At 68.1% G+C, this 22601-nt stretch carries 21 protein-coding genes and 1 pseudogene; 10 read left to right on the top strand and 12 right to left on the bottom strand.

Translation table 11 applies throughout. From position 1 onward, the window contains the following. Window positions 1–249: 249 nt before the first annotated feature. The gene (locus tag C5H89_RS09765) at window positions 250–1923 is read right to left on the bottom strand and encodes an insulinase family protein (protein ID WP_162799313.1); all 1674 of its coding nucleotides are present in this window, start codon (window positions 1921–1923) and stop codon (window positions 250–252) included. Window positions 1924–2078: 155 nt separating this feature from the next. On the opposite strand from C5H89_RS09765, the gene C5H89_RS09760 reads away from it, so the two are divergent. Continuing rightward, entirely contained in the window at window positions 2079–2576 is a 498-nt protein-coding gene (locus tag C5H89_RS09760; RefSeq protein ID WP_104106776.1) for a DUF2199 domain-containing protein, read from the top strand. A gap of 436 nt (window positions 2577–3012) precedes the next feature. Here C5H89_RS09760 and C5H89_RS19135 read toward each other — a convergent pair whose 3' ends face one another. The 4 genes from C5H89_RS19135 to C5H89_RS09745 all read right to left on the bottom strand — a co-directional run bounded on the left by C5H89_RS19135 (window position 3013) and on the right by C5H89_RS09745 (window position 5943). Then, complete coding sequence (locus C5H89_RS19135) at window positions 3013–3174, bottom strand: hypothetical protein (RefSeq protein WP_205304947.1); 162 nt, start codon at window positions 3172–3174, stop codon at window positions 3013–3015. Window positions 3175–3362: 188 nt separating this feature from the next. Beyond that, the gene (locus tag C5H89_RS09755; RefSeq protein WP_104106775.1) at window positions 3363–4184 is read right to left on the bottom strand and encodes a sulfite exporter TauE/SafE family protein; all 822 of its coding nucleotides are present in this window, start codon (window positions 4182–4184) and stop codon (window positions 3363–3365) included. Window position 4185: 1 nt separating this feature from the next. Beyond that, window positions 4186–5607 carry an MBL fold metallo-hydrolase gene (locus C5H89_RS09750; protein ID WP_205304946.1) on the bottom strand — a complete coding sequence of 474 codons (1422 nt, stop codon included), beginning with the start codon at window positions 5605–5607 and terminating at the stop codon, window positions 4186–4188. Between the two features lie 3 nt (window positions 5608–5610). Further along, entirely contained in the window at window positions 5611–5943 is a 333-nt protein-coding gene (locus C5H89_RS09745) for a rhodanese-like domain-containing protein (RefSeq protein ID WP_104106774.1), read from the bottom strand. Between the two features lie 262 nt (window positions 5944–6205). Between C5H89_RS09745 and C5H89_RS09740 the strand changes: the two genes are divergently transcribed. From C5H89_RS09740 to C5H89_RS09725, 4 genes are all read left to right on the top strand, one after another. After that, the gene (locus tag C5H89_RS09740) at window positions 6206–6469 is read left to right on the top strand and encodes a metal-sensitive transcriptional regulator (protein WP_104106773.1); all 264 of its coding nucleotides are present in this window, start codon (window positions 6206–6208) and stop codon (window positions 6467–6469) included. Window positions 6470–6877: 408 nt separating this feature from the next. After that, entirely contained in the window at window positions 6878–8107 is a 1230-nt protein-coding gene (locus tag C5H89_RS09735; protein WP_205304945.1) for a hypothetical protein, read from the top strand. A gap of 321 nt (window positions 8108–8428) precedes the next feature. Continuing rightward, window positions 8429–9121, top strand: coding sequence for a response regulator transcription factor (locus C5H89_RS09730; protein WP_104106772.1), 693 nt, complete (start codon window positions 8429–8431; stop codon window positions 9119–9121). Between the two features lie 74 nt (window positions 9122–9195). After that, a complete protein-coding gene (locus C5H89_RS09725; protein WP_205304944.1) occupies window positions 9196–10635 on the top strand; it encodes a HAMP domain-containing sensor histidine kinase in 1440 nt (479 codons plus the stop codon). A gap of 707 nt (window positions 10636–11342) precedes the next feature. Here the strand turns inward: C5H89_RS09725 and C5H89_RS09715 are convergent. Further along, window positions 11343–11948: a TetR/AcrR family transcriptional regulator gene (locus C5H89_RS09715; RefSeq protein WP_162799311.1), complete on the bottom strand. Its 606-nt coding sequence runs from the start codon at window positions 11946–11948 to the stop codon at window positions 11343–11345. Window positions 11949–12049: 101 nt separating this feature from the next. Between C5H89_RS09715 and C5H89_RS09710 the strand changes: the two genes are divergently transcribed. The 3 genes and pseudogenes from C5H89_RS09710 to C5H89_RS09700 form a co-directional block, all read left to right on the top strand. Continuing rightward, complete coding sequence (locus tag C5H89_RS09710; RefSeq protein ID WP_104106769.1) at window positions 12050–13699, top strand: FAD-binding protein; 1650 nt, start codon at window positions 12050–12052, stop codon at window positions 13697–13699. Window positions 13700–13881: 182 nt separating this feature from the next. Then, on the top strand, window positions 13882–14928 hold the full coding sequence (locus tag C5H89_RS09705; RefSeq protein WP_104106876.1) for an MsnO8 family LLM class oxidoreductase: 1047 nt from the start codon (window positions 13882–13884) through the stop codon (window positions 14926–14928). Window positions 14929–15424: 496 nt separating this feature from the next. Further along, window positions 15425–15508: pseudogene (locus tag C5H89_RS09700) on the top strand (peptide-methionine (R)-S-oxide reductase); the annotation flags it as partial. A 15-nt stretch (window positions 15509–15523) separates the two neighbouring features. Here C5H89_RS09700 and C5H89_RS09695 read toward each other — a convergent pair. From C5H89_RS09695 to glnA, 6 genes are all read right to left on the bottom strand, one after another. Continuing rightward, entirely contained in the window at window positions 15524–16411 is an 888-nt protein-coding gene (locus C5H89_RS09695; protein ID WP_104106768.1) for an HAD family hydrolase, read from the bottom strand. A gap of 404 nt (window positions 16412–16815) precedes the next feature. Beyond that, the gene (locus tag C5H89_RS09690; protein ID WP_104106767.1) at window positions 16816–17037 is read right to left on the bottom strand and encodes an IS3 family transposase; all 222 of its coding nucleotides are present in this window, start codon (window positions 17035–17037) and stop codon (window positions 16816–16818) included. Between the two features lie 350 nt (window positions 17038–17387). Next, window positions 17388–17558, bottom strand: a complete 171-nt coding sequence (locus C5H89_RS09685; protein ID WP_104106766.1) for an IS3 family transposase — start codon at window positions 17556–17558, stop codon at window positions 17388–17390. Window positions 17559–17942: 384 nt separating this feature from the next. Next, entirely contained in the window at window positions 17943–19025 is a 1083-nt protein-coding gene (locus C5H89_RS09680; protein ID WP_104106765.1) for a site-specific integrase, read from the bottom strand. Window positions 19026–19133: 108 nt separating this feature from the next. Then, window positions 19134–19403 (bottom strand): helix-turn-helix domain-containing protein, encoded by a 270-nt coding sequence (locus C5H89_RS09675; RefSeq protein WP_104106875.1) that lies wholly within the window; start codon window positions 19401–19403, stop codon window positions 19134–19136. 326 nt (window positions 19404–19729) lie between these two features. After that, window positions 19730–21148, bottom strand: coding sequence for a type I glutamate--ammonia ligase (gene glnA / locus C5H89_RS09670; protein ID WP_104106764.1), 1419 nt, complete (start codon window positions 21146–21148; stop codon window positions 19730–19732). Window positions 21149–21338: 190 nt separating this feature from the next. On the opposite strand from glnA, the gene C5H89_RS09665 reads away from it, so the two are divergent. Further along, on the top strand, window positions 21339–21731 hold the full coding sequence (locus C5H89_RS09665; RefSeq protein ID WP_240181788.1) for an RDD family protein: 393 nt from the start codon (window positions 21339–21341) through the stop codon (window positions 21729–21731). Window positions 21732–21769: 38 nt separating this feature from the next. Further along, the gene (locus tag C5H89_RS09660; protein ID WP_104106762.1) at window positions 21770–22597 is read left to right on the top strand and encodes a DUF6612 family protein; all 828 of its coding nucleotides are present in this window, start codon (window positions 21770–21772) and stop codon (window positions 22595–22597) included. The last annotated feature ends 4 nt before the right edge of the window (window positions 22598–22601 follow it).

Here is a 22601-nt window from a genome sequence, read left to right as displayed (position 1 = left end):
CGATCCCGCTCCACACACGTCGCACGCGTCTCATCGCCCCCGGGTCGGTCATCCGTCGGACTGGCTATTGCCTTCCTTCTCCGGAGGATCCGGGGTGAGCATATAGAGGCTGGCGCCCATGACGAGGTTTATCGCGCCACCGATCACGCGACCGAAGGTGACGCTGCCGATCCGGACCGGCGTGCCGACATGGCGCCGGCGCCGGTTCTGATGGGCCGCAAGGTGTGGTGCGGCTAGGTCATGCGGGGGTCAGCGCTCTCGTAGGAGGCCCCACATGGTGCCAGCGAGACCTGCGATAAGCACGGCATCGAGCCACAGCACAATGATGACCGGTGGTGGGTCAGGATGCTGGAGGGCGGCGTTGATCAGGGCCGCTCCTCCGGCGAGGCACAGCAGGATGAGGCCGAGGAGTACGAGCTCGACGACGACGAGTCGACGCACGTGCCGCCACCGGGCATGCACCGGGGGCGGTGCCGGGATCGCATCTGGGTCGCGAGGCGGCAGGGTGACGTGGAGGGCAGCGGGCACCATGAGGTCGACGCGGTCCACTACGGCCGTTCCGCCCTTCCACAGAGTGGGCTCGAGGGTCACCGACCAGCCGTCCCGACGCACCAGGACGCGCCCGCCGTCCTCGATGCGGAGCAGGGCCGCGAGTTGATGGGTGTCAGCCGCTCGGAAGTCCTCGCCTTGTCCAATTGCAAGCGTTTGTGGACCCAGGATGAGCCGACTGTCGTCGGCCGGCCAGCCCTGTGCGCGATGCACCGTGCCGTCGAAACGGTCACGGAGGGGCATCTCCAGTTCACGGGATCCATTGACGCGTTCCGACTCTGCGGGGACCCCGACCAGGACCGTGCGCAGCATGGCGCGGGCAGAGCTCCTGACCATGTCGGCGGTCACGGCCCGGAGCTCCTCGGCGAGGTGGGCTCGCGAGGTCGGCTCCAACCCACGGAGGTGCAGTTGTGCCGAGAGACGGGCGGGCACCGCGACCGCGAAGGGGTCGTCGATCTGCTGCAGCACACGCTCCTGCAGACCCGCGAGCACGTTTTCCGGGGGGCCTTCGTCGACGATGCGTCGTAGTTCCGCGACCATGAGAGAGACCAGGCGCGGCAGCAGCTCTGTGTTCGCGTCTGACCCCGCAAGCACGACGGCAGTGGTCTCGTCGACGGGCTCGTAGGTGCACCAGGGCGCGTAGGCCCCAGCCGCCTCACGGCGCAGAGCGACCATAAGGTGTTCGTTGAGCACCGACGCGAAGAGCTGACTCGCCCGGCTCCTCGGAACGACCCCGGAGATGACGCCTCCAGGGGCGTGCACGGGGTAGGACCCCAGGTGGGGAAGCCGAAGTGGCACGGCGGCAGGGGCCGGGCGACCTTCGCCTTCCGGGAGGGTCAACTCGAGCTCTGGCGGGGGTGGTCCGTCGAGGAACAGCGCGGCATTGCCACTGGCGAAGCAACGGCCGGCCAGTTCCTGCAGTTCAGACGGGCCAGCGTTGGAGAGCCCCATTTCGTGGTATCCCGCAACCCCCGGCCCGGTGGCTCCGTAGCGCCACGACAACGCTTCCTGCAACGGACCCGAACCCCGCAGGGACGCCTCGGCTCGCAGGACGGAACGCTCGTGCTCCAGGTCGCTGAGGTCCGGCACAGTCAGCCAGGAGGTGAGGTCGTTCAGCGTCTGGATCACGCGGTCGGCAGGGCCGTGCAGGTCGAAGCTGCAGGTCAGCAGGGACACCGACCCGTTGACCTCCAGGGCACCGCCACCCCGTCCGTCCAGGGCCATGTGCTCCAGCAGGTGAGTCCACCCCCTCCGGGGCAGCGTCTCGTCCGCGATGCCCTGGCGGAACAGCAGGGAGGCGGCCAGCGTCGGACGCACATTCTCAACCCAGAACGCGTCGACGGTGCCGACTTTGCCCCGCCTGACGTTCGCCATGCACCCCCCGTACGCCGACACGTGATGAAACCAGCGGCAGAAACATAGCGCCGCCGGGCATTGGTGAATGGAATTGCACACGCGGGGGAGCGACTCACTTCCCGAGGTGCGCGGATTGCGGCATAGCAGGGAGGCTCGTGTAGCGGCATGTGAAGATGCGGCGCATGCCGACCTGCCAAATGTGCGGACGCCCAGGCGAGAGCCACGACCGCCACGTGCGCTTCCGCCTGCCTGACCCAGTGGTGCGTCTTCCAGAGCAGGAGCGCACCGCCGGCACCTGGATGTCAGAGCCAGACCCCGAGCGCGCGGTGATGATGCAGGTCCCGGCACTAGGCGCATTTGTTCGAGCGCTTCTCCCGGTTCGACTCAGCGGAGGCCACACGGTCACCTTCGGCCTCTGGGTAGGGATTCATCCCGAAGACCTCCAACGGGCCTTCGATGTCTGGTGGGCACCGGAGTACCGCGACTTGCACATCCACGGTCGTCTGGCGAACGCACTCCCGAACTGGGAGGTCTTCGGAGTGCCTGTCTCGTTGGCTGTGACAGACCCGGACGCCACGCCGTACTGCGTGGACAGCGAGGACGGCGAGCTGCGTTCAGTCATTACGAACGAGTGGGATCACGAGGTGATTCTGGCCGCTTTGCCCGATTGACGGTCATCAGCTGGGACGTGGGGCGGTCGCGAGTGCCTGGTCGACGTGGACCGCGACGGGATAGGTGGGGCGTTCCGACCAGACGTGGGGATCACAGCCCGGTTGATGCTGTGGGCAAAGCGCCGAACAAGTAGCCCCGCGTCCCGGACCTGGCGTTCTAGCCGGGTGTCCCAGGTGACCACGGCCAGCGGCCGACCGTCGTCGTCCACGACCCAGGTCTCGACCATGGGGAACTCGTTGACCAGGTCCTTCGCCCACGGAATCTGCGCGAAGCTGCTGTCGGTGGCAGCCGGGATGGCCGCGATGAGACGACCGCGTCGGCGCACATGGAGTGTCCCGTCAGTGCTCGCGCGCGACCGATGGAGCCCGGTACAGGATCGGTCCTGCCCGCGCTCGGCTTTGGGTTGATGTCCTGCAGGAGGTCGAGGTTCACGCCTTACCTGGCGAAGAGGCGGCTGAAGAAGCCGGAGCCGGCTTCCTCGGGGTGGCCGGCGCACCGGTCGGCGCGCGGGACGCGGGCCAGGACCTGGTCGACGTGCTGGCCGCAGCCGGCCCAGGTGGTCTTGCCGCACTTCTTGCAGCTGACTGCTCGGCACATGGTGGAGCTCCTTCGGTTCGAGGTGGTGGTGCAGGAAAGGTGAAGGTGGTACGAGGTGTGGTCAGGACGCCCGTGGGGACGGGCGTCCGGGGCAGAAGTCGGGGGTGACGTCGGCGGAGGCGCCCTCGACGGGGCGGCCGTGGTGCTCATGGATGTTCCGTTCGGTGAGGGGTGAGCGATGGGTGTGATCAGAGAAGGGCTGGGACCGCGCGGGTGGCCGTGTAGACGGCGATCGCGAGGACCAGGACGGTGAAGGCGCCGGAGAGGTGTCGGGTGTCGGCACGATCGGCGATGCGGGCGCCGGCGACTGCGGCCAGCGCCGACGCGAGGGTGAGGGCCAGCACGACGCCCCAGTCGGGAGCCGAGCCGACCCCGGCGCGGGTCGCGAGGGCGGCTGCACTGGTGATCGTGATGACCACGAGCGAGGTCCCGGCGGCGTACCGGAGGGGGAGGGCGAGGGAGACCAGGAGCGCGGGCACGACGAGGAACCCGCCGCCGACGCCCAGGAAGCCGGTGAGCAGGCCGACCGACGTGGCGGTGACGAGCACCTTGAGGGCTCGCGGGCACGCACAGGCGAAGGTGGGGCTGAAGGTGATGATCGGGTCGTCCAGGCTCGGTCGCGCGGCGATCTGGGGCCCCCGGCGGCCGCGGCGCAGCTGCCGGACGGCCATGAGGACGCCGACGAGCAGCATGAGGGCCGCGAAGGCCGCGAGCAGAACGTCCTCGTCGACGCGCACCGACGCCTTGGCGCCGAGGATGGCGCCGCCCACGGCTACGAGGCCGAAGACGACTCCACGACCCAGCATCACGTGACCCGCGCGGCCCGCGGCCACGGCGCCGATGAGCGCCGTGACGCCCACGACGACCAGGGATCCGGTCGTGGCCTGGGCGGGGCTCTGGTCCAGGAGGTAGACCAGGACCGGAACCGCCAGGATCGAGCCACCGCCGCCGAGCGCGCCCAGGCTGAGCCCGATGAGCGCGCCGGCCACGATCGCGAGGACGAGGGCCATGTCAGGCCTCGGGCCCGACCAGGTGCAGGCCGACGGCCTCGGCGTTGTCGAAGCTGTCGTCGATGGCGACCAGCGTGCGACCGTGGGTGTGCAGCATCGAGGCGGCGATCGAGGCGCGGTAGCCACCGGCGCAGTGCACCCAGACCTCGCCTGTCGGGATGTCGTCGACGCGGCTCCACAGCTCGTGGAGCGGCACGTTGACGGCGCCGGTGATGGCGGCCGCCTCGTGTTCCTCGGCGCGGCGGACGTCGAGGACCACCACGTCGCGGTGGTGGTGGACCTGGGCCAGGTCGGCGAAGGTCGCGGTCGCGAAGCTGACCGGTGCCTCGGTGCTCCAGTCCTCGGGGCCCCCGGTCGCCTGGGCGGCCGGGCGGTCGATGCCGATGCGGACCAGCTCGCGCTGGGCCTCGGCGACGTCCTCGGCGCTCGCGGCCAGCAGCGTGACCGGGGTGCCCCAGGGGACCAGCCACCCGAGGTAGGTCGCGAAGCCGCCGTCGAGGCCGAAGTTGAGCGTGCCGGGGGCGTGGCCCTGGGCGAAGGCGGTGCGGTTGCGCAGGTCGACAACCCACTCCCCGGCGTCGATGCGCCGGCGCAGCTCGTCGGCGTCGGCCCGCTCGGGCGGGCTCAGGTCGGGTGCGCCCGGGCCGGCCGTGTTGGCGGGGGCCATGTGGGCGTAGTAGGTCGGCCATGCGCCGAGTCCGGCGAGCAGCTCGCGGACGTAGGTCTCCTCGTCCTGGGTCAGGACTGGGTTGGCCTGCTTCTCGCGACCGATCGACGAGGACGTCGCGTCGGACTGGGCGGCGGAGCAGAACGACCCGAAGCCGTGCGTCGGGAATACCTCGGCGGCGTCGGGCAGCAGGCTGGCCAACCGGTGCGCCGACGCGTGCTGGTGACGGACCAGGGCTTGGGTGTGGTCGGGGCCAAGCAGGTCGGGCCTGCCGGTCGCGCCGAAGAGCAGCGAGCCGCCGGAGAAGACGCCCACCTCGCGGTCGGTGCCGATCCCGGGGCCCAGGTCGTGCAGGGCGTAGGAGAGGTGGGTGAAGGTGTGGCCCGGGGTGGCGAGCGCGGTGACGCGCATGCGCGCGCCGACCTCGACGACGTCGCCGTCGCCGATCGGGGTCCGCTCGAAGGCGACCTCGTCGGCGCCGTTGACGTGGTACGCCGCGGCGGTGTGCTGCGCGAGCGCAAGGCCACCGGTGACGTAGTCGTTGTGGATATGGGTCTCGAAGACGTCGGTCAGCCGCACCTGGTGCTCCTCGAGCAGCGCCAGGATGCGGTCGATGTCGCGCTGCGGGTCGACCACGAAGGCGACCTCGCCGTCGTGGACGAGGTAGCTGCGGTCTCCCAGGGACGGGGTCTCGATCGGGATGATGGTCAGGTCGTCGTTCATCAGGTGCTCCAGTGCGGGTTCCCGGGTGGTCATGGGTCAGGCGCGGACGGGGGCGCCGGTCTCGACCGCTCGGCCGGACTGGGCCCAGGCCGCGGTTCCCCCCGTCACGGAGTAGGCGTCGAAGCCGCTGGCGACCAGCAGGTCCGTCATCGCGGCGCTGCGATTGCCCGAGGCGCACACCACGTAGACCGGGCGGCTGCGGTCGAGCTCGCCGAGCCGCGAAGCCAGTTGGCCCATCGGCACCAGGGCAGCGCCGGGCACGTGGCCCTCGACGTACTCGCTCCGCTCGCGGACGTCGATCACGGTCGCCCCTCTCCCTGCAGAACTGGCCAGCTGCTCGACATCGATCTGGGGGGTGGTGTGGCTCATGAGTGCGGTTTGCCTCTCGTGGGACGGAGTCCTGGATGACCTGGCGTAGATACCCGGCGGGGTATTCCATGGATCCAAACCTAGACACCCCCGGGGGTATTCTTCAAGTCGCCGCCGGCAGGTCCGCTGCGCTCGCTTGGAATACCATGGGGGGTATGCTGGTCTTTGCCGACAACCAAGCACTGCATGTCGTCGCCACCGACGCCAAGCAACGGATCACCGTCGCTCTGGCCTCGTTGGCCACATCTGAGGGAGGCAACTGATGGAGCTCAACCCCGACGAGATGACCCCCGTCATCAACCGGATCAAGCGGGCCCGAGGCCAGCTCGACGGCGTCCTGAGGATGCTCGAGGAGGGCCGCGAGTGCGAAGACGTCGTCACCCAGCTCGCAGCCGTCTCCCGGGCGCTCGACCGTGCCGGCTTCGCCATCGTTGCCAGCGGTCTGCGGCAGTGCATGGCCAATGGCGACGACGTTGACGGCCTCGACGTGAAGAAGATGGAGAAGCTCTTCCTCTCCTTGGCGTGACGCGGCCCGCTCGGCTCAAGCGAGGGGAGTCGACGGTCGACGTCGAAGGCGGTACCCAGGCCCCTCCGACGAACGATCAACGCACGGCTCCAGATCGCTCTGTGTATCAGGCCGACTCCCGTGATCGGGAACGTCACCTCCGCGACGCCGATCTGTTCGCCGTCGACCTGAACGTGACCTGGACGCAGCCGTCAAGCTGATGCGGTTCACGTCAACGCGTGCTCATGCGGCCCGACGGCTGCGTCGCCTGGGCCTTGCCTACCGGGCAGGACCTCGACGCCATCTCGGTGTGCGTGCGCTGGGCACCTGATTCGGCCAACCGGCCTGAGCGTCGCTCTAACAGGTGTCTAAGTTTCGCTCGGTAGGAAGGAGGCCTCATAAGCGAGGCAATCCGCATGGAGGCTAGTCATGGCAGTCAACGCAGCGCCGTCCGGTTCATGGTGGAAGTTCGGGGCGGCCACCATGGCGCTGGCCACGACGTGCGCAGTCGCCGCCTGCAGTTCGGACGCCGACAAGAGCGGGGCGCCCGCCCCGCCCGGCTCGCACAGCGCGCACGCGGGCGGGTCGTCGGCTCCACCGCCGCCGCTGCGCGCCGGCGAGCGGTTCGTCGAGCTGAAGATGGCCGAGGCCTACACGCCCGCGCCGCCGGAGGGCGCCGTGGACGAGTACCGGTGCCAGGTGCTCGATCCGGGCCTGACCAAGGGGGCGTTCCTGACGGGGACCCAGGTCATGCCGGAGAACGTCGCCATCGCGCACCACGGCATCGTGTACGCGGTGCCGCCGGGCGACGCTGCCGCAGTGCGCGAGCAGGACGCGAGGACTCCCGGCCTCGGCTGGCAGTGTTTCGGCGGGACGGGCGTGAAGGGCGCCGACGTGGAGGACGACGACGAGGGTGCCGACCCGGGCGCGGCGTGGGTGGACACCTGGGCGCCGGGCGTCACGGAGACGCTGCTCGACCAGGACGCAGGCTTCAAGCTGGAGCCGGGCAGCCTGATCGTCTTCCAGATGCACTACAACCTGCTCGCGACCGACGGCAAGCCGGGAGGGTCGGACCGCTCGGCGGTGCGGCTGCGGCTGACGGACGGCACGACGCAGACCCGGGAGCTCGAGACGTGGTCGCTCGACGCGCCGACCGACCTGCCCTGTGCCGCCGACGAGTCGGGTCCGCTCTGTGACCGGGCGGCCTCGATCGCTGACGTGACGAAGCGGTTCGGGCCGGTGGTCGGGGAATTCGCGGACGAGCAGGTGGAGGAGTGCAACGAGGGCGGCGTGCCGAAGCCCGGTGACACCCAGTCCTGCGACCACGAGGTGGAGGAGCCGGTGACGTTGTTCGCCGGTTTCGGTCACATGCACATGCTCGGGCGTGCCTTGAAGGTCGAGCTCAACCCGGGCACGCCAGGCGCCAAGGTCCTGCTGGACGTGCCGCAGTTCGACTTCGACAACCAGCGGATGGTGAAGCTGCCGGAGCCGGTGGAGGCCGGTCCGGGGGACATTCTGCGGGTGACGTGTACGCACGACGCGGGGCTGCGCCAACAGGTGCCGCAGCTGAGCAAGCGGCCGCGGTACGTGGTGTGGGGCGACGGCACCGGCGACGAGATGTGCATCGGCATCATGACGGTCTCCCCCCGCAAGTCCTGACCAGGCGTCCGCGCTGAGCTCCACCCGTGCAGCACCTGCGGATCAGCGCACCGACAGCGAAGGGGGTAGACCTCACCCCCGAGCAGCGGCAGGATGATGAGGGTTGGGCGCGGGAGCCACCGGGGGACGCCGAGCGCCCGTGACCGGCGCGGAGGATCCGCTGTCTGGTCGCCGGGTGCGATGCGGGTCATCTGCCTCCCCCTGCATGAGCCGACGGTAGGTATCCGTAGGAGCGCGGTCCCCAGCGACGCGCTCATCCTGGCCTCAGGTTGATCGGGGGCATGGAGCGGCAAGAGCATCGACTGGAAGGGGCGGGTCGGCGTGCGGATCATGATCGCGGATGATGACGCGGCCATCCGTGAGTCGCTGGAGCGAGTGCTCCAGGTCGAGGGTTACGACACCAGCACCGTCTCCAACGGTCTCGCCGTGCTCGACGAGGTCGGTGAGGCCGGAAGTGACACGCTGGATCTGCTGATCCTCGACGTGATGATGCCCCGCCTCGGCGGGATCGAGACCTGCCGGCGGTTGCGGGTTGCGGGTCGCGAGCTGCCGGTGCTGATGCTGACCGCCCGTGACCAGGTCTCCGACCGGGTCGCGGGGCTGGACGCGGGCGCCGACGACTACCTGCCCAAGCCGTTCGCCACCGAGGAGCTGCTGGCCCGGGTGCGGGCTCTGCTACGCCGGCGCACGTCGACAGACGGCGAGTCGCAGATCCTGTCGTTCGCCGACGTCCGGCTCGATCCCGACAGGTTCGAGGCATCGCGGGGCGGGCGGCCGCTGCGCCTGACCCGGACCGAGTTCTCCCTCCTGCAGGTCCTCATGGGCAACGCGACCCGGGTCGTGACCCGCGACATGCTGTTCGAGGCGATCTGGGGTTTCGACATGAGCGCCACCGCCAACAACCTCCAGGTATACGTGAGCTACCTGCGCCGCAAGATGGAGGCCGCGGGTGAGCCACGCTTGATCTACACGCTGCGCGGCATGGGATACACGTTGCGGGAGACTCCTCCGTGAGGAGGCCCACCGGCCGGGAACCGCCCCGGCTGACCCGCTGGTGGCGCCGGCGGTCCCTGCGAACCAGGCTGACGGTGATCGCGGCGACAGCCATCGCGGTCAGCGTGTTCGTGGCCTTCCAGTTGGCCAGCGAGCTCATGGACTGGGAGCTGCAGGACACCGCCGCGGATCAGCTACGCGCCGACTCCCGCGTCCTGGCGACGAACGCGGAGCGCGCCGGTCTGACGCAGGTGCAACTACCGCCGTATCCCGGATCCGGCCACCTGGTGCGGGTCATCCTGCCCGACGGCTCGACCCGGACGCCGGCCGGCCAACCCGCGCTGCCCCCGGTCAGCGAGCACGCCGGGCGCGTGGCGCAGGGCGCGTCGGCCGATCTGATGGAGTCGAATGACAGCGAAGAGGGCTACGTCATCTACACGCTGCGGGCGGGCGACGGCGCGGTCCAGGTGGCCCGCGCCGCCGACGACAGCCCGATCAACCGGTTCGGGTTCGGCATGCTGCTGATCGGACTGCTCTGCGTGGTCGGCGGCGCCCTTGTCGGGCGGACCGTGGCGCGGATCGGGCTGGCACCGATCGACCGTCTGACCGCCGCAGCGGTACGTGTCGCGCACACGCGTGATCTCGATGCCGACATCCCGGATGAGGGCGGAGGGGAGATCCGGGGGCTGATCCAGTCGATCAACGACATGCTCGCCGCGCTCAGGGACTCGCGGGGGGCCCAGCGGTTGCTCGCCGAGGACGCCGCCCACGAGCTCAAGACCCCGCTCACCAGCCTGCGCCTCAACGCCGAGCTGCTGATCCGGCTCGATCGGCGCGGCACCCTGGACAGCGGACTGCCGGCGGAGAGCCGGACCCGGCTGCTCAACGATCTCGGCGCCCAGGTGGCCGAGTTGAGCACCCTTGCCGCCGAGCTGACCGACCTGGCGCGCGGTGACGTCAGCGACGAGAGCACCGAGCTGCTCGACCTCGCCGACGTGGTGGTGGCCGGCGCGACCCGGGCGCGTTCCCGCGTGCCCGACATCGAGGTCGCGCTCGACGTGACCTCTGTGTGGGTGAGCGGGCGTCCCGCTGCGCTCCAGCGGGCGGTGCTCAACCTCATCGACAACGCCGGCAAATGGTCCCCCGCGGACCAGCCTGTCCAGGTCCGGCTCCGTGCCGAGGGCGCGTCGGCGGTGCTCGAGGTCGACGACGCCGGGCCGGGCATCGACGCCGCCGACGTGCCGCGGGTATTCGACCGGTTCTACCGTGCCGACAGCGCGCGGGCGTTGCCGGGATCCGGTCTGGGGCTGTCGATCGTGCAGCGGGTCGTTGACGCCCACGGCGGCCGGGCCACCGTGGCCCGCTCGGCACGCGGTGGCGCGCTGCTTCGGGTCGACCTTCCGGCCGCGGCCCCGCCCGCCCCAATCGCGAAGCTCACCGTCGGGGCAGGACACGCTGCGCCGACTCCAGCTCCGGCCGCACGGCACAGGACAAGCGACCCAGCACCGGGCCGGCGTAGTCCTCCGGCTCGCTGAACTTCAGTACTACGACATCTAGGTCGTAAGCCGATCGAATTACTGGCGGAGCTCCTGTGTCGAGACTCCACCGGGTCCGCAGCAAATTCCTCTGCCTCGGGCAGACCCAGCCGTTCCCGATGCCCGTGCTGATCGGCCAGCACCTCTTGATGCCGCCCGCGACTTGCTCGCATCGGAGGGCGCGGACGTGCCTCATCGAGATGGTCGTGGGCGCGATGACCATGTCTCGTCATCGGGAGCCCGACGATCTCGTCGCTCGCGCGATGCGGATCGTGCGCAACGGACTGGCGGCCAGCTTGGAGCTCCGATCAAGTCATGCCGACCAGACCCCGCCTTCAGCTCAGGGTGCCGGCCGCTAAACGCCGCGCACAACGCTGCTCAGAGCCGTCGGCCTGCGACGCGTAGAGGACAGACAGCGAGTCTGACGTGACGGGCGAGGTGAGGGGCCCGGCAAGCTCGGCCAGTCGGATAGTTCGCCGCAGCGGCGCTCGGTGGCGAGCAGTTCGCGGGTGAGTTAGGGGCCCGCCTGAGCATCACCGTGGGGTTTCGGCGTTGCCAAGGTTGCTGGGGTGCAGGGCGAAGCCCAGGTCTTCTTCCGAGTGACCGTGCCCGCTAGGTCTGCTTGGCCGGAGCAGTTGCCAGGCAGGAACTCGGCCAGCAGTGCTTCCTACCGGGAAGCAGTCTTGTGCTTGCTCGGCGGTCGCGCACTATTCCCGGTCGCTTGCGCGGAGTTGGGTTAGCGTCCAGCGCAGTGGACTGTCCACGTCGGTACTCGGGTCGAGCATCTGTCGGATCATGAGTCCCTCATGGAGGGTGAGGAAGTCGCGGGCGGCCGCAGCGCAGTCGACGTCGGCGGGAATGAGACCGGCGGTCTGCGCCCGGTCGAACACGTCGGTCAGTTCTTGGTCCCAGGCCGCGGCACGCTGTCGGACGAAGTCTGCGGCAACGTGGTCGGGTTGCGCTGCGACGTTCAGCTTGAGGCTGATCCACAGCCGGGTCCAGGCGGGGGTGGAGCGGCGGCGTTCGGCGACGCGTGCGTACGCACTGACGAGGTCGTCGACGTCCAGCAGAGCGCCCTCGTCGAAGAACTCGCGATCGGCCTCCTCCTGAGCGACGAGCACGCCCAGCAGAAGGTCGTTCTTGGATGCGAAGTGGTGCTGCAGGCCGCTGTGTGTGATTCCGACCCGTGTGGCGATGGATCGCAGTGAGGCGGCCTCGAAACCCGCTTGCGAGAACTCCTCCAATGCCGCGTCGAGGATCGCCGCCCGCTTCGCCAGTCCGACCTTGTATGGCCCGCGCCCCAACTTCGTCACTTCGCCAGTATCTCGCACGACTGTGCCACGCGTGGGTCTCGCGGGAGTCCGCGACACCGAAACCCTGCCATGTGGTAAGTATTGGGGGACAAAGGAGTGAGATGGATAACAAGCTATTCGACATGGTGGTCGTCGGCACCGGAACCGGAATGCTGGCCGCGCTGGCGGCGGCCGAGGCCGGCATGTCGGTCCTGCTCGTGGAGAAGTCGGAGTATGTGGGCGGATCGACTGCCCTGTCGGGCGGTGGCTTCTGGGTGCCGTGCAACCCCATGCTGGCCGAGGCCGGAGCGCCGGACTCGATGTCCCAGGCGACTGAGTACCTGGCTGCTGTCACGGGCGGGGAAGCGCCCGAGGCGCGCTGGAAGTCGTTCCTGTCGCATGGCGCCGATGCAGTCAATGCCCTGCGCCGCCTGACGCCGCTGAAGTTCGGTCACATGGCTGACTACGCCGACTACTTCCCAGAGCTCCCCGGCGGATCCGCAGTCGGGAGGGCCATGGAGCCGAAGCCCTTCAACGCCCGCAAGCTGGGGGCCGACCGTGACAAGTTGCGTCCACCCGCTCTGAAAGCGCCGTTCCCGATGCCGGTGACCGGCAGCAGTTACAAGTGGCTCAACCTGGTCGCCCGGACCCCGCGCGGCATCGCCGTCGCGGCGCGCCTACTGGGCATGGGCGTGGGCGGTCTGGCCATCGGCCGCGAGTACATCGCCGGTGGTGGCGCGTTGGCCGCCGGGCTGTACGCCGGGGTCCGGGCCCGAAACATCCCGGTGTGGCTCGACTCGCCACTGAAGGAACTTCTCGTCGAGGATGATCGAGTCGTCGGCGTGGTGGTTCGCCGTGATGGCAAGGACATCAGCGTCCGGGCGAAGCGCGGCGTGGTTCTCGCAGCGGGCGGTTTCGACCGCAATGAGGCGATGCGGCACACCTACCAGTCCGAGAAGCTCGACACAGACTGGGCGTTGGGCAACCCGGCGAACACCGGCGACGCGATCACCCTCGCGGCGCAGGCGGTCGGCGCGGACCTGGCCTTCATGGAGGAATCATGGTGGTTCCCGGCGGTGCCGATCCCCGGCCCCATGCCCGGCACGCTGCTGGCCGAGCGTTCACTACCCGGCCAGATCATCGTCAACCAGGCTGGCGAGCGCTTCATGAACGAGGCCGTCAACTACATGACCGCCGGGAAGGAGATGCTTCGTGAGGACCTGCCGGTGTGGATGGTCTTCGACCAGCGCTACCGCAACCGGTACGTGTTCGGCGGGTCAATATTTCCGCGCCAGTCCTTCCCGCAAGAGTGGTACGACGCCGGCGTGGTCAAGAAGGCCGACTCGCTGGAGAAGCTGGCCGCAGAGTTGGGCATGGCGGCGCTGCCGCAAAGCGTCCAACGCTTCAACACCATGTGCGCTTCCGGGCACGATGACGATTTCGGCCGCGGCGACAGCGCCTATGACCGCTACTACGGCGACCCAGCCGTCAAGCCGAATCCGTGCCTGGGCCCGGTCGACCAAGGGCCGTTCTACGCGGTCAAGGTGGTCCCCGGCGACCTGGGCACCTGCGGCGGCGTGAAGGCCGACGAATTCGCCCGCGCGCTGCGCCCAGACGGATCGGTCATCGAGGGCCTGTACGCAACAGGCAACGCAGTTGGCAACGCCTTCGGTCGGGTCTACCCCGGACCAGGTGCGACAATTGCCCAAGGTCTGGTGTTCGGCTACATCGCCGCCAGTCACGCTGCGGGGCGGCTCTCGGACGACGTCTAGTTCGCCGCCGCTGTTCAGTTCGCTGAGCTGAACAGCGGCGGTAAACCGGTGGGGCAGTTCGGATAGGAGAGGCTGGGATGACGTAGTTCGGTTTGAGTGCACGTCCCGACGACAGCGAGCACTTCGCAGCGCCGTTGTCCCGACCCCATGGTCAACCAGACCCGCCTGCAAGGAGCATGACCTTGAAGCTGTCGATCGTCGACCTCGGGACCGTCGCGCCCGGTACCTCCGAGAGCGACGCCTTGGCTGACTCGCTGGCGCTCGCGCGGCATGCGGAGCGGCTCGGATTCCACCGGGTCTGGTTCGCCGAGCACCACCTGAGTCGCTCCGGCGCCTCGCACCACCCCGAGTTGCTGATCGCCGCAGCGGCCGTGCAGACCTCGAGCATCAGGTTGGGCTCCGGGGCGGTGCTGATGAACCACTACAGCCCGTTCAAGGTCGCTGAGCTGTTCCAGCAGCTCGAGGCGATGGCCCCGGGCCGCGTCGACCTGGGGATGGGACGCGCCACGGCCGGCCCGGTGATCGACCTCGCGCTTCAGCAGGACCGGCAGAAGCGCCTGCGGTTGGACCACCAGCAGCAGGTGCTGGAGACGCTGTCCTGGCTGTATGGGACGTTCCCTGAGGGCCACGCATTCGCCGGGAATCCTCTGATGCCCACGGTGCCGCATCTCCCGCAGACGTGGTTGCTGGGATCGAGCCCGAACGGTTCCAGCCTGGCGGCCGGGCTCGGTATCGGCTACACGTTTGCAGGATTCATCAACCCGCCCGGGGCTGCCCCGGCCCTGCGCCACTACCGCGAGTCGTTCCGCCCTCAGGGCTTCGGCCTGGAGTCGCCGCGCGCGATCCTCGCGGTCAACGTCACCGTCGGAGAGAGAGCGGCCGACGGTGAGCGACTGGTGGGCTCGGCCAAGGGCTTCTACGCCCGGTTGGGCCGGATGGGCGGCGGGGCCACGATCCCCTCGGCCGACGAGGCCGCCCGTGAGCTCACCCCGACCCAGCAGACGGAGCCGACCAGCATCACCGAGGGTCAGTGGCCGCGGTTCGTCGCCGGTGGCCCCGACGACGTCCGCGCGACCCTGGAGCAGATGGTCGAGGAGAGCGGTGCAGACGAGTTGATGATCCAGAACCTCATCGCCGATCCAGCCGACCGCATGCGCTCCCACGAGCTGCTCGCCGACATGTTCGCGCTCACACCCAGCGACGCGGCCCGCACGGATTCCCGTCGTTGAAGTTCGAGGGCTACTTAGGAACGCGGCGTCCGGCCGCTGCCCGAGAAGGGACCGTAGTGATGACGGGGAACCACCGTAAGATGGCGCCGTGAGACTCTTCCGATGGCGGGCCACTGCACGTCCGAAAGCAGACGCTCTGGCGGAGGCGCGAGAGGCGACCGCGAGTGCGCGGCGGGAGCAGAAGATGCTCGACCGTTACCGGGCGAAGAAGCAGTCGAACCCCGCTGACCGGATGACCACCAACCAGTGGATCGGGAGCGGCGGGTCCTAGCCGCGTGCGGAGCGCCCGAAGATGTTGACATTGCCGATGATCTCAAGCGGAAGAGTTCGGTGCTCGCGTAGAGCCTGCTCGATCTTCGTGATGCCGGCGTCGTACTCGGAGTCGCTCAGCAGCAGCGACTCGGAGTCGTAGTCGGCGGCCGCTGCGGCGGTCAGGGTGCCGCGGACCTGCGACAGAGCACTCGCACGACTGTTCGCGCCGCCCCGTCGAAAGGAGGTTGAGGTGCGGTGCGCGAACTGCGGCTCCCACCTGGGCCACGTCTTCCCCGACGGCTACGGCACCCCGACCGGCGACCGGTAGTGCATCAACCTTCGATCACGACAAACATGACACACCCTTGGAGAAGCCTCGTTCCTGGAGCGCGAGGTGACCCGCCACGGAGTCGTCGTCGTTATGACCGATGACGAGGTCCGCTCGACGAAGGACGTCTGGGTGGGCGTTGCTAGGAGCGACGCTGCGATCGGCGACGGCAAACATCGTCAGGTCGTTCAGGTGGTCCCCGTAGACGGTGATACGGGCATCCGATAGGCCCGCCAGTTCACGTAAGCGACGCACCGCGAGCCCCTTCTCCGCGCAGGGATGCGCAACCGCCACTTCGGACCAACCGGGGACGTAGAAGTTGCTCGCGCAGCTCACGGACGCACCGGGACCCAGGCCGGTGGTGAGCGCGCTTGCGACGTCGGCGCTGCGATCGTCTGAGACAAAACCCACCACAGTAGCCACCTGCGACCGACCGGGGACGGCAGAGAGATCGCTGCAGGCACGGAGCCGCGGATCGCCGTACTCCCGCTTTTCGGCGACATACCAAGAGGCGGCGCGGTTCAGCGGTGCGCCATAGTGGACCAGGTCGGTCTCGTGGTCCCAGCCAGTGACGATAGGTGTACCGCCGCCCGCTGCCTCTAGCACTGAGATGGCTGTTCGGGCGGCGTCAGGTGACAGGGTCTGGGTGTCCGACCGCCGACCGGACCGAAGGTCGGTGATCGCTGCACCGTTGAGTTCGATCACCGGTAGCCGGATGTCTAAGCCGTCGAGGAGGAACCGCATCGCGACGGCACTTCTTGCACTCGCGACGGTCAGGAGGAGTCCACGATCGAGCAGGTGGTTCAACGTGTCTCGTGTGCCCGGACTCAACGAGCCATCGGATCGCAGCAAGGTCCCGTCCAGGTCGCACACGTGCAACGCACGTGGAGCGGGGGTCGTCATCTGTACCCCCAGCGGCGGCCGCGGACAATTTGCGGACCATTCCGCTGGTCGTGAGCAAAATGGTCGCACTTTGGGGGTGTTTGCAGAACAGATTGCGACCACTTGCGGCGTGTCAAGGATTCCCCTTCCGAGTCCATTCCAGAACCCTCCAGGAGTACCGCAAAGTCACGCCTCCTAAGGCCGCAGGCGACGCTAGTGGGCTCTGAAGGCACTCGTCAAGAATGAGGAACGCGGGACTGTCCCCGGTCTGGTTGACACTCGGGTTTGCAGTAATCAGGCCGCTTCTGCGGTCGCGTAGATCATCCCAAACTCGGCGGGCGTGAGCTTGCCCAGGGCGCGCTGGCGACGTCGGCGGTTGGGACTGGTGTGCTCCGGGTTCCGCGTAGTCGAGATTCCTGGGATTCTCATGCCACGGTGATGCGGTTGCATTCGAACTCTATCGGCGTGAGCCATCCGAGCTGGCTGTGACGACGTCGCCGGTTGGGCCAGATCTCGAGGTACTCGAACATCGCGTTGCTCAGCTCGATGCGTGTATTCCACTTCTTCCGGTCGAGCAGCCCGACCTGCATCCGTGACCAGAAGCTCTCGATCATGGAGTTGTCGTAGCAGTCGCCGATGCTGCCCATCGACGCGAGCAGCCCGGATTCCTTCGCCCGGCGGGTGAAGGCCCGAATTGAACGCCCTGGTCCGAGTGGATGATGGTCCCCGGGTTCGCCCGGTGCCCAGCCGGCTGTCGATGGCCATCCCGAGCGCGTTCGTGACCAACGCTGCGGTCGGCGATGCGTCGATCGACCAGCCGACGACCCGGCGTGAGTAGGTGTCCAGGACGACGCAGCAGTAGACCTTCCCTTCACGGGCCTGGAATCCAAGGGGTCGGGTGCTCCGTGATGTCGGTGACCCACAGATGGTTCGGGCCGTCGCGGTTGAAGTGGCGCTCGACGAGGTCGGTGGCGATGGTCTCCGGCTTGATCCGTCGCTACTTCTTCCTCCAGCTGAGGCCCTGCAGGCCCGCGCGCTGCATCAACGGCTCGACCTGCCCGTGGCCGACCAGAATGCCGCAGCCGATGGTGAGCTCGGCATGGATCCTGCGGGCGCCGTAGATGCCGTGACACTCGGGGTGAATCTGGGTGATGAGGGGTGAGTACATCGCGCATAGCCTGCCGAGTGCGACTCGGGACCACAAGAGGGCACAGGAAGATCTTCGGATGGCCCGCAGCAGTGCACCACTTATTCACCATATATTCGGCCAAATGGGGGCCGATGCGAGCACTGGTGAACAAAGGACAGCATGTTCAAGGACACTGTTTCCCCAGGTCAGAGGCATGATGGGCTGATTGGGTCAAACGCGGTCGCCGCTGCGCAACGGAGCAAGGGGTCGCAGGTTCAATTTCCGCTCGCCTGACCCAGCGATGTCGCACGACGCGGGCAGGGCCGGGCTCCCCGAAACGCAGGCCCGGCCTGCTGCGCTGTGGTCGATGCCAGCACCACTCGAACGCCGAGGCGGGTGCACGACGTGCGCTTCACGGGGTCGTCACGCCAGGTGCAGATGTCGGACAGGGCTGGGTACTTCGCTCGTCAACGCTTGGTCGATGGCGTCGCGGGTCCGTTTTGCACTGGCGGGCATGAGATGGGTGTAGGTCCTAAGGGTGAAACCGGGGTCGCTGTGTCCGAGATACTCCGAGACGGCGCGGATGGATTCGCCGGCGTCGAGGAAGACCGAGGCGTACCAGTGCCGCAGGGCGTGCATCCCGTTCTCGCGGGCGAGCGGGATATCGACTCGTATCTGGGCGGGTTTCCAGACGCTGGTGTTGAAGTAGTTGCGGTTCAGCGCCTTGCGCTCCCGGGTGGTGAGCAGCAGGGCGGTGGTGACGGTCTCCTGGGCGTCGGGCACGTCCCAGGGCAGGGTCACCTTCTGCGGTGGGAACCGGGCGAGGTGGGAGTTGAGTTCGCGTGCGACGCTGTGGGGGAGCGGGACGGTTCGGGTCTTCTGTCCTTTGGGAGCCCCGAGCGCGAGTTTGTTGCCGTTGAAGACCTTGACCTGACGTCGGACCGCGACGTTCCCACGGAGGAAGTCGATGTCCTCGACCGCCAGACCGAAGACTTCGCCCTGGCGCAGTCCGAGGCCCGACGCGAGCGTGACCGCGAGTGCGTACTTGGTCGGAATGGCCTCGTGCATCGAGATGACCCAGTCCGCCGGCCACGGCACGACCTTGCGTCGTGAGGTGGACGGCTTGGTGACGGAGCTGGCCCGGCACGGGTTTTTGGCGATCAGGTCGTCGTCGACCGCCGCGGACAGGATGGCCGAGACGTTGGAGAAGATCACCCGACGGTAGGTCTCCGCCAGGTCCATGGACCGCATCATCTTCTGGATCGTCGAGGGCCTGATGTGGCGCAGCCAGAGGTGTCCGAGCGCGGGCCAGACGTGCAGGCGAAGCCGCAGCTCGGTGGCCTCGTGGGTGAGTCGGCTGAAGGTGCGGTTCTCCAGCCAGTCCTGGGAGTAGACGCCGAAGGTGACCTTCCCGGCGTCGACGTCGAGGTAGGTGCCGCGCAGTTTGTCTGCTTCGACGGTGTCGGCGAACGCGGCCGCCGGCTTACCGGGACTAATGCTGGCCATCGTCGCCCCGCTTTGCCCGACACAAGGTGGTGAGCGCACATCGAGCGTCAATGACGGCTCGGGGGCACCGAGACCGGGGTCGTGTCGGCCAGGGTGCCTGGCCTTGGGTCATTGGGCCGCTTCGAGAGACAGCGTCCACTGGATGACCGTGGCCGCTCGCCAGCGCAGGTGCTTGCCGACCCGGAAGTCGGCGGGCCCATAGCCGGTGCTGCGCCAAGAGTAGATGGTCTGCTTGGTGACCCTCAGGAAGCGCGCCACGTCGTCGATGTCCCACAGCGCCCGCTCGTCGACCAGGATGGGGGACTGGCCCGGAGGGGCGTGGCGACGCGAGCCGAAGGGGTGCGGTGCTGTCCCGGATCGGGTGGGGTTCGCGGGCATCGGGGCCCTCCCGGTGGCGTGGGTGGTCACGGTCTCTGTGAGCACCTAGGTCGACCGCGAGCAGGTGAGCGATCAGCCGACCCGTCCGAACTTGCCGGACTCGACCCGAAGAGACCGCGACCGCCCTGGGGTGTTGGCCCCCGCTCGGTCCCGCCGACCGGGCCCGCACCCGATCCCGAATATGTCGCAAATTTGTAACAGCCGAGTGGCTAACAACGGCAAACGCCGCCCACCGACCGAAAGGTCGGCGGACGGCGTTTGTGCAGGTCAGAGGCTGTTTATTGCGGTTGTTCGTGGTCGTTCCAGGGACCCTTGGGGGGCCTGGATTAGATGTCGTAGTACAGCTCGAACTCGTGCGGGTGCGGGCGCAGCTGCACGGGCAGGATCTCGTTCTTGCGCTTGTAGTCGATCCAGGTCTCGATCAGGTCGGGCGTGAACACGTTGCCGACCGTCAGGAACTCGTGGTCGCGCTCGAGGTTGTTGAGCACGGCGTCCAGCGAGGTGGGGACCTGGGCGATCTCGGCCATCTCGTCCGGCGGCAGCTCGTAGATGTCCTTGTCGACCGGGGCCGGCGGCTCGATCTTGTTCTTGATGCCGTCGAGCCCGGCCAGGAGCAGGCCGGAGAACGCCAGGTAGGGGTTGGCCGACGGGTCGGGGCACCGGAACTCGATGCGCTTGGCCTTCGGGTTGGAGCCGGTGATCGGGATGCGCACGCAGGCCGAACGGTTCCGCTGGCTGTAGACCAGGCTGATCGGGGCCTCGAAGCCCGGCACCAGGCGGTGGTAGGAGTTCACCGTCGGGTTGGTGAAGGCCAGCAGCGACGGGGCGTGCTTGAGGATGCCGCCGATGTAGTAGCGGGCCATGTCCGAGAGCCCGCCGTAGCCGGTCTCGTCGTAGAAGAGCGGCTCGCCCTCGTTCCAGATGGACTGGTGGCAGTGCATGCCCGAACCGTTGTCACCGAAGATCGGCTTCGGCATGAAGGTCGCGGTCTTGTTGTTGCGCCACGCCACGTTCTTGACGATGTACTTGAACTTCATCACGTCGTCGGCGGCCTTGAGTAGCTCGTCGAACTTGTAGTTGATCTCGGCCTGGCCGGCGGTGCCGACCTCGTGGTGGGCACGCTCGACGTGGAGGCCGGCGCGCTCCATCTCGATGACCATCTCGTCGCGCAGCTCGCCGAAGTGGTCGTACGGCGCGACCGGGAAGTACCCGCCCTTGTACTTGACCTTGTAGCCGCGGTTGTTGTCCTCGGAGCCGCTGTTCCAGGCGCCCGCCGCGGAGTCGATGTGGTAGAAACCGGCGTTCGCGGAGGTCTCGAAGCGCACGTTGTCGAAGACGTAGAACTCGGCCTCGGGGGCGAAGTACGCCGTGTCGCCGATGCCGGTGCTCGCCAGGTACGCCATCGCCTTGCGGGCGATGTTGCGCGGGTCGCGCGAGTAGGCCTCGCCGGTGAGCGGGTCGTGGATGAAGAAGTTGACGACCAGGGTCTTGGCGACCCGGAAGGGGTCGATGTAGGCCGTGGTCGGGTCCGGGAAGAGCTGCATGTCGGACTCGTGGATGGCCTGGAACCCGCGGATCGAGGACCCGTCGAAGCCGAGTCCGTCGTCGAACACCGACTGGTCGAAGGAGGACACGGGCACCGTGAAGTGCTGCATCACGCCCGGCAGGTCACAGAACCTGACGTCGACCATCTCGACGCGCTCGTCCTTGAGGTACTTCAGCAGTTCGTCGCTGTTTGCGAACATTCGTCCTCCTTGGTCGCACCACGGGGGCGGGACCGGCAAAGTCAGGGGTTGGAGCTTGCCGGTGCGGCGCTGCACCGGCAGGGTGCAAACTATGCACGCCCGATTTCTAGACGGTATCCCGATTGTTTCGGGCACGTAACACTTGGGTCGGCTGATGGGCGCCCAGGCAGCCCCGGATAGCCTGAACAGCGTGATCGAGACCGCCTCCTGGGGACAGCGCATCGTGGCTCTGCTCGTCGACTGGTTCGCCTCCATCCTCGTCGTGATGCTCTTCCTGGGCTACCGCGGCTGGGCCGAGGACCCGGCGGCCGGGTGGTACACGCTGGGGGTCTTCGTGCTCGAGTCGTCACTGCTCGTCGCCTTCGCCGGCGGCTCCTTCGGGCAGCTCGCCACCCGGCTGCGAGTCCTGCGGGTGGAGGGCGGATACCGGCCGCTGAGCCTGCCGCGCGCGTTGTACCGCCAGGTGCTGGTCGCGCTGGTGATCCCGCCGCTGGTCTTTCGGCCGGACGGGCGCGGGCTGCACGACATGGCCGTGGGGTCCGCGGTCCTCACGCTCGACTCCCTGCGTAAGGGCGGCCAGTAGGCTCGGGGGATCTGCTCTCCTCTCGAAAGGTTGACCCCATGCGTCGAAAGACCACCCTGCGCCGTGCCGCAGCGGCACTCGTGCTCCCCGTGGCCCTGACCTCGGTGGCTGCGTGCGGCAGCGACTCATCCGGCTCCGACAAGGCGGCTGACCCGGGGGTGAAGGCGGGCGAGCAGGTGGAGACCAGCGAGTTCATGGACACCTTGAGCGATTCCCTGGAGAACGCGACCACCGCGCACGTGACCATGACCAGCGAGGGTCAGATGGCCACGAGCATGGAGGGTGACGTGGACTACGCCAGCGAGCCGCCCTCGAGCACGCTCACCATGACCAACGAGATGGCCGGCGACGAGGAGATCAAGGTCGTCATGGTCGACGGCGTCATGTACGTGCAGATGGGCGAGCTCTCCGGCGGCAAGTACTTCAAGATGGACCTGAAGGGCGAGGACAACGGCATCCTCGGCCAGGACATGTCCGAGCAGCTCGACCCCACTGCGGCGTTGCGCACGATGGAGAAGTCGATCACGTCCGTCACCTACGTGGGTGAGGAGGATGTCGACGGCGAGGAGCTCGACCGCTACACGGTCATCATCGACTCCGCCGCGCTGCTCGAGGAGACCCTCTCCGGCGAGGATGACGTCCCCGAGGACACCGGGCTGCCCGAGGAGATCGAGTACGACATCTGGTTCGACGACGAGGGCCGCTTCACCCGCACCACCATGGACATGGGGGACACGGCGGGCACGATGACGATGACGCTGAGCGACTGGGGCAAGGACGTCGAGATCGAGGCGCCGCCGGCTGACCAGGTCACCGAGATGCCCGAGATGCCCACGATGCCCGAGACGCCCAGTCCGCAGAGCTGACGCG

The organism is Nocardioides sp. 616, from assembly GCF_002930065.1.
Taxonomy (GTDB): domain Bacteria; phylum Actinomycetota; class Actinomycetes; order Propionibacteriales; family Nocardioidaceae; genus Nocardioides; species Nocardioides houyundeii.
Note: the sequence above shows the minus strand (reverse complement) of the source record. Positions and strands in the feature narration are given on the sequence as shown.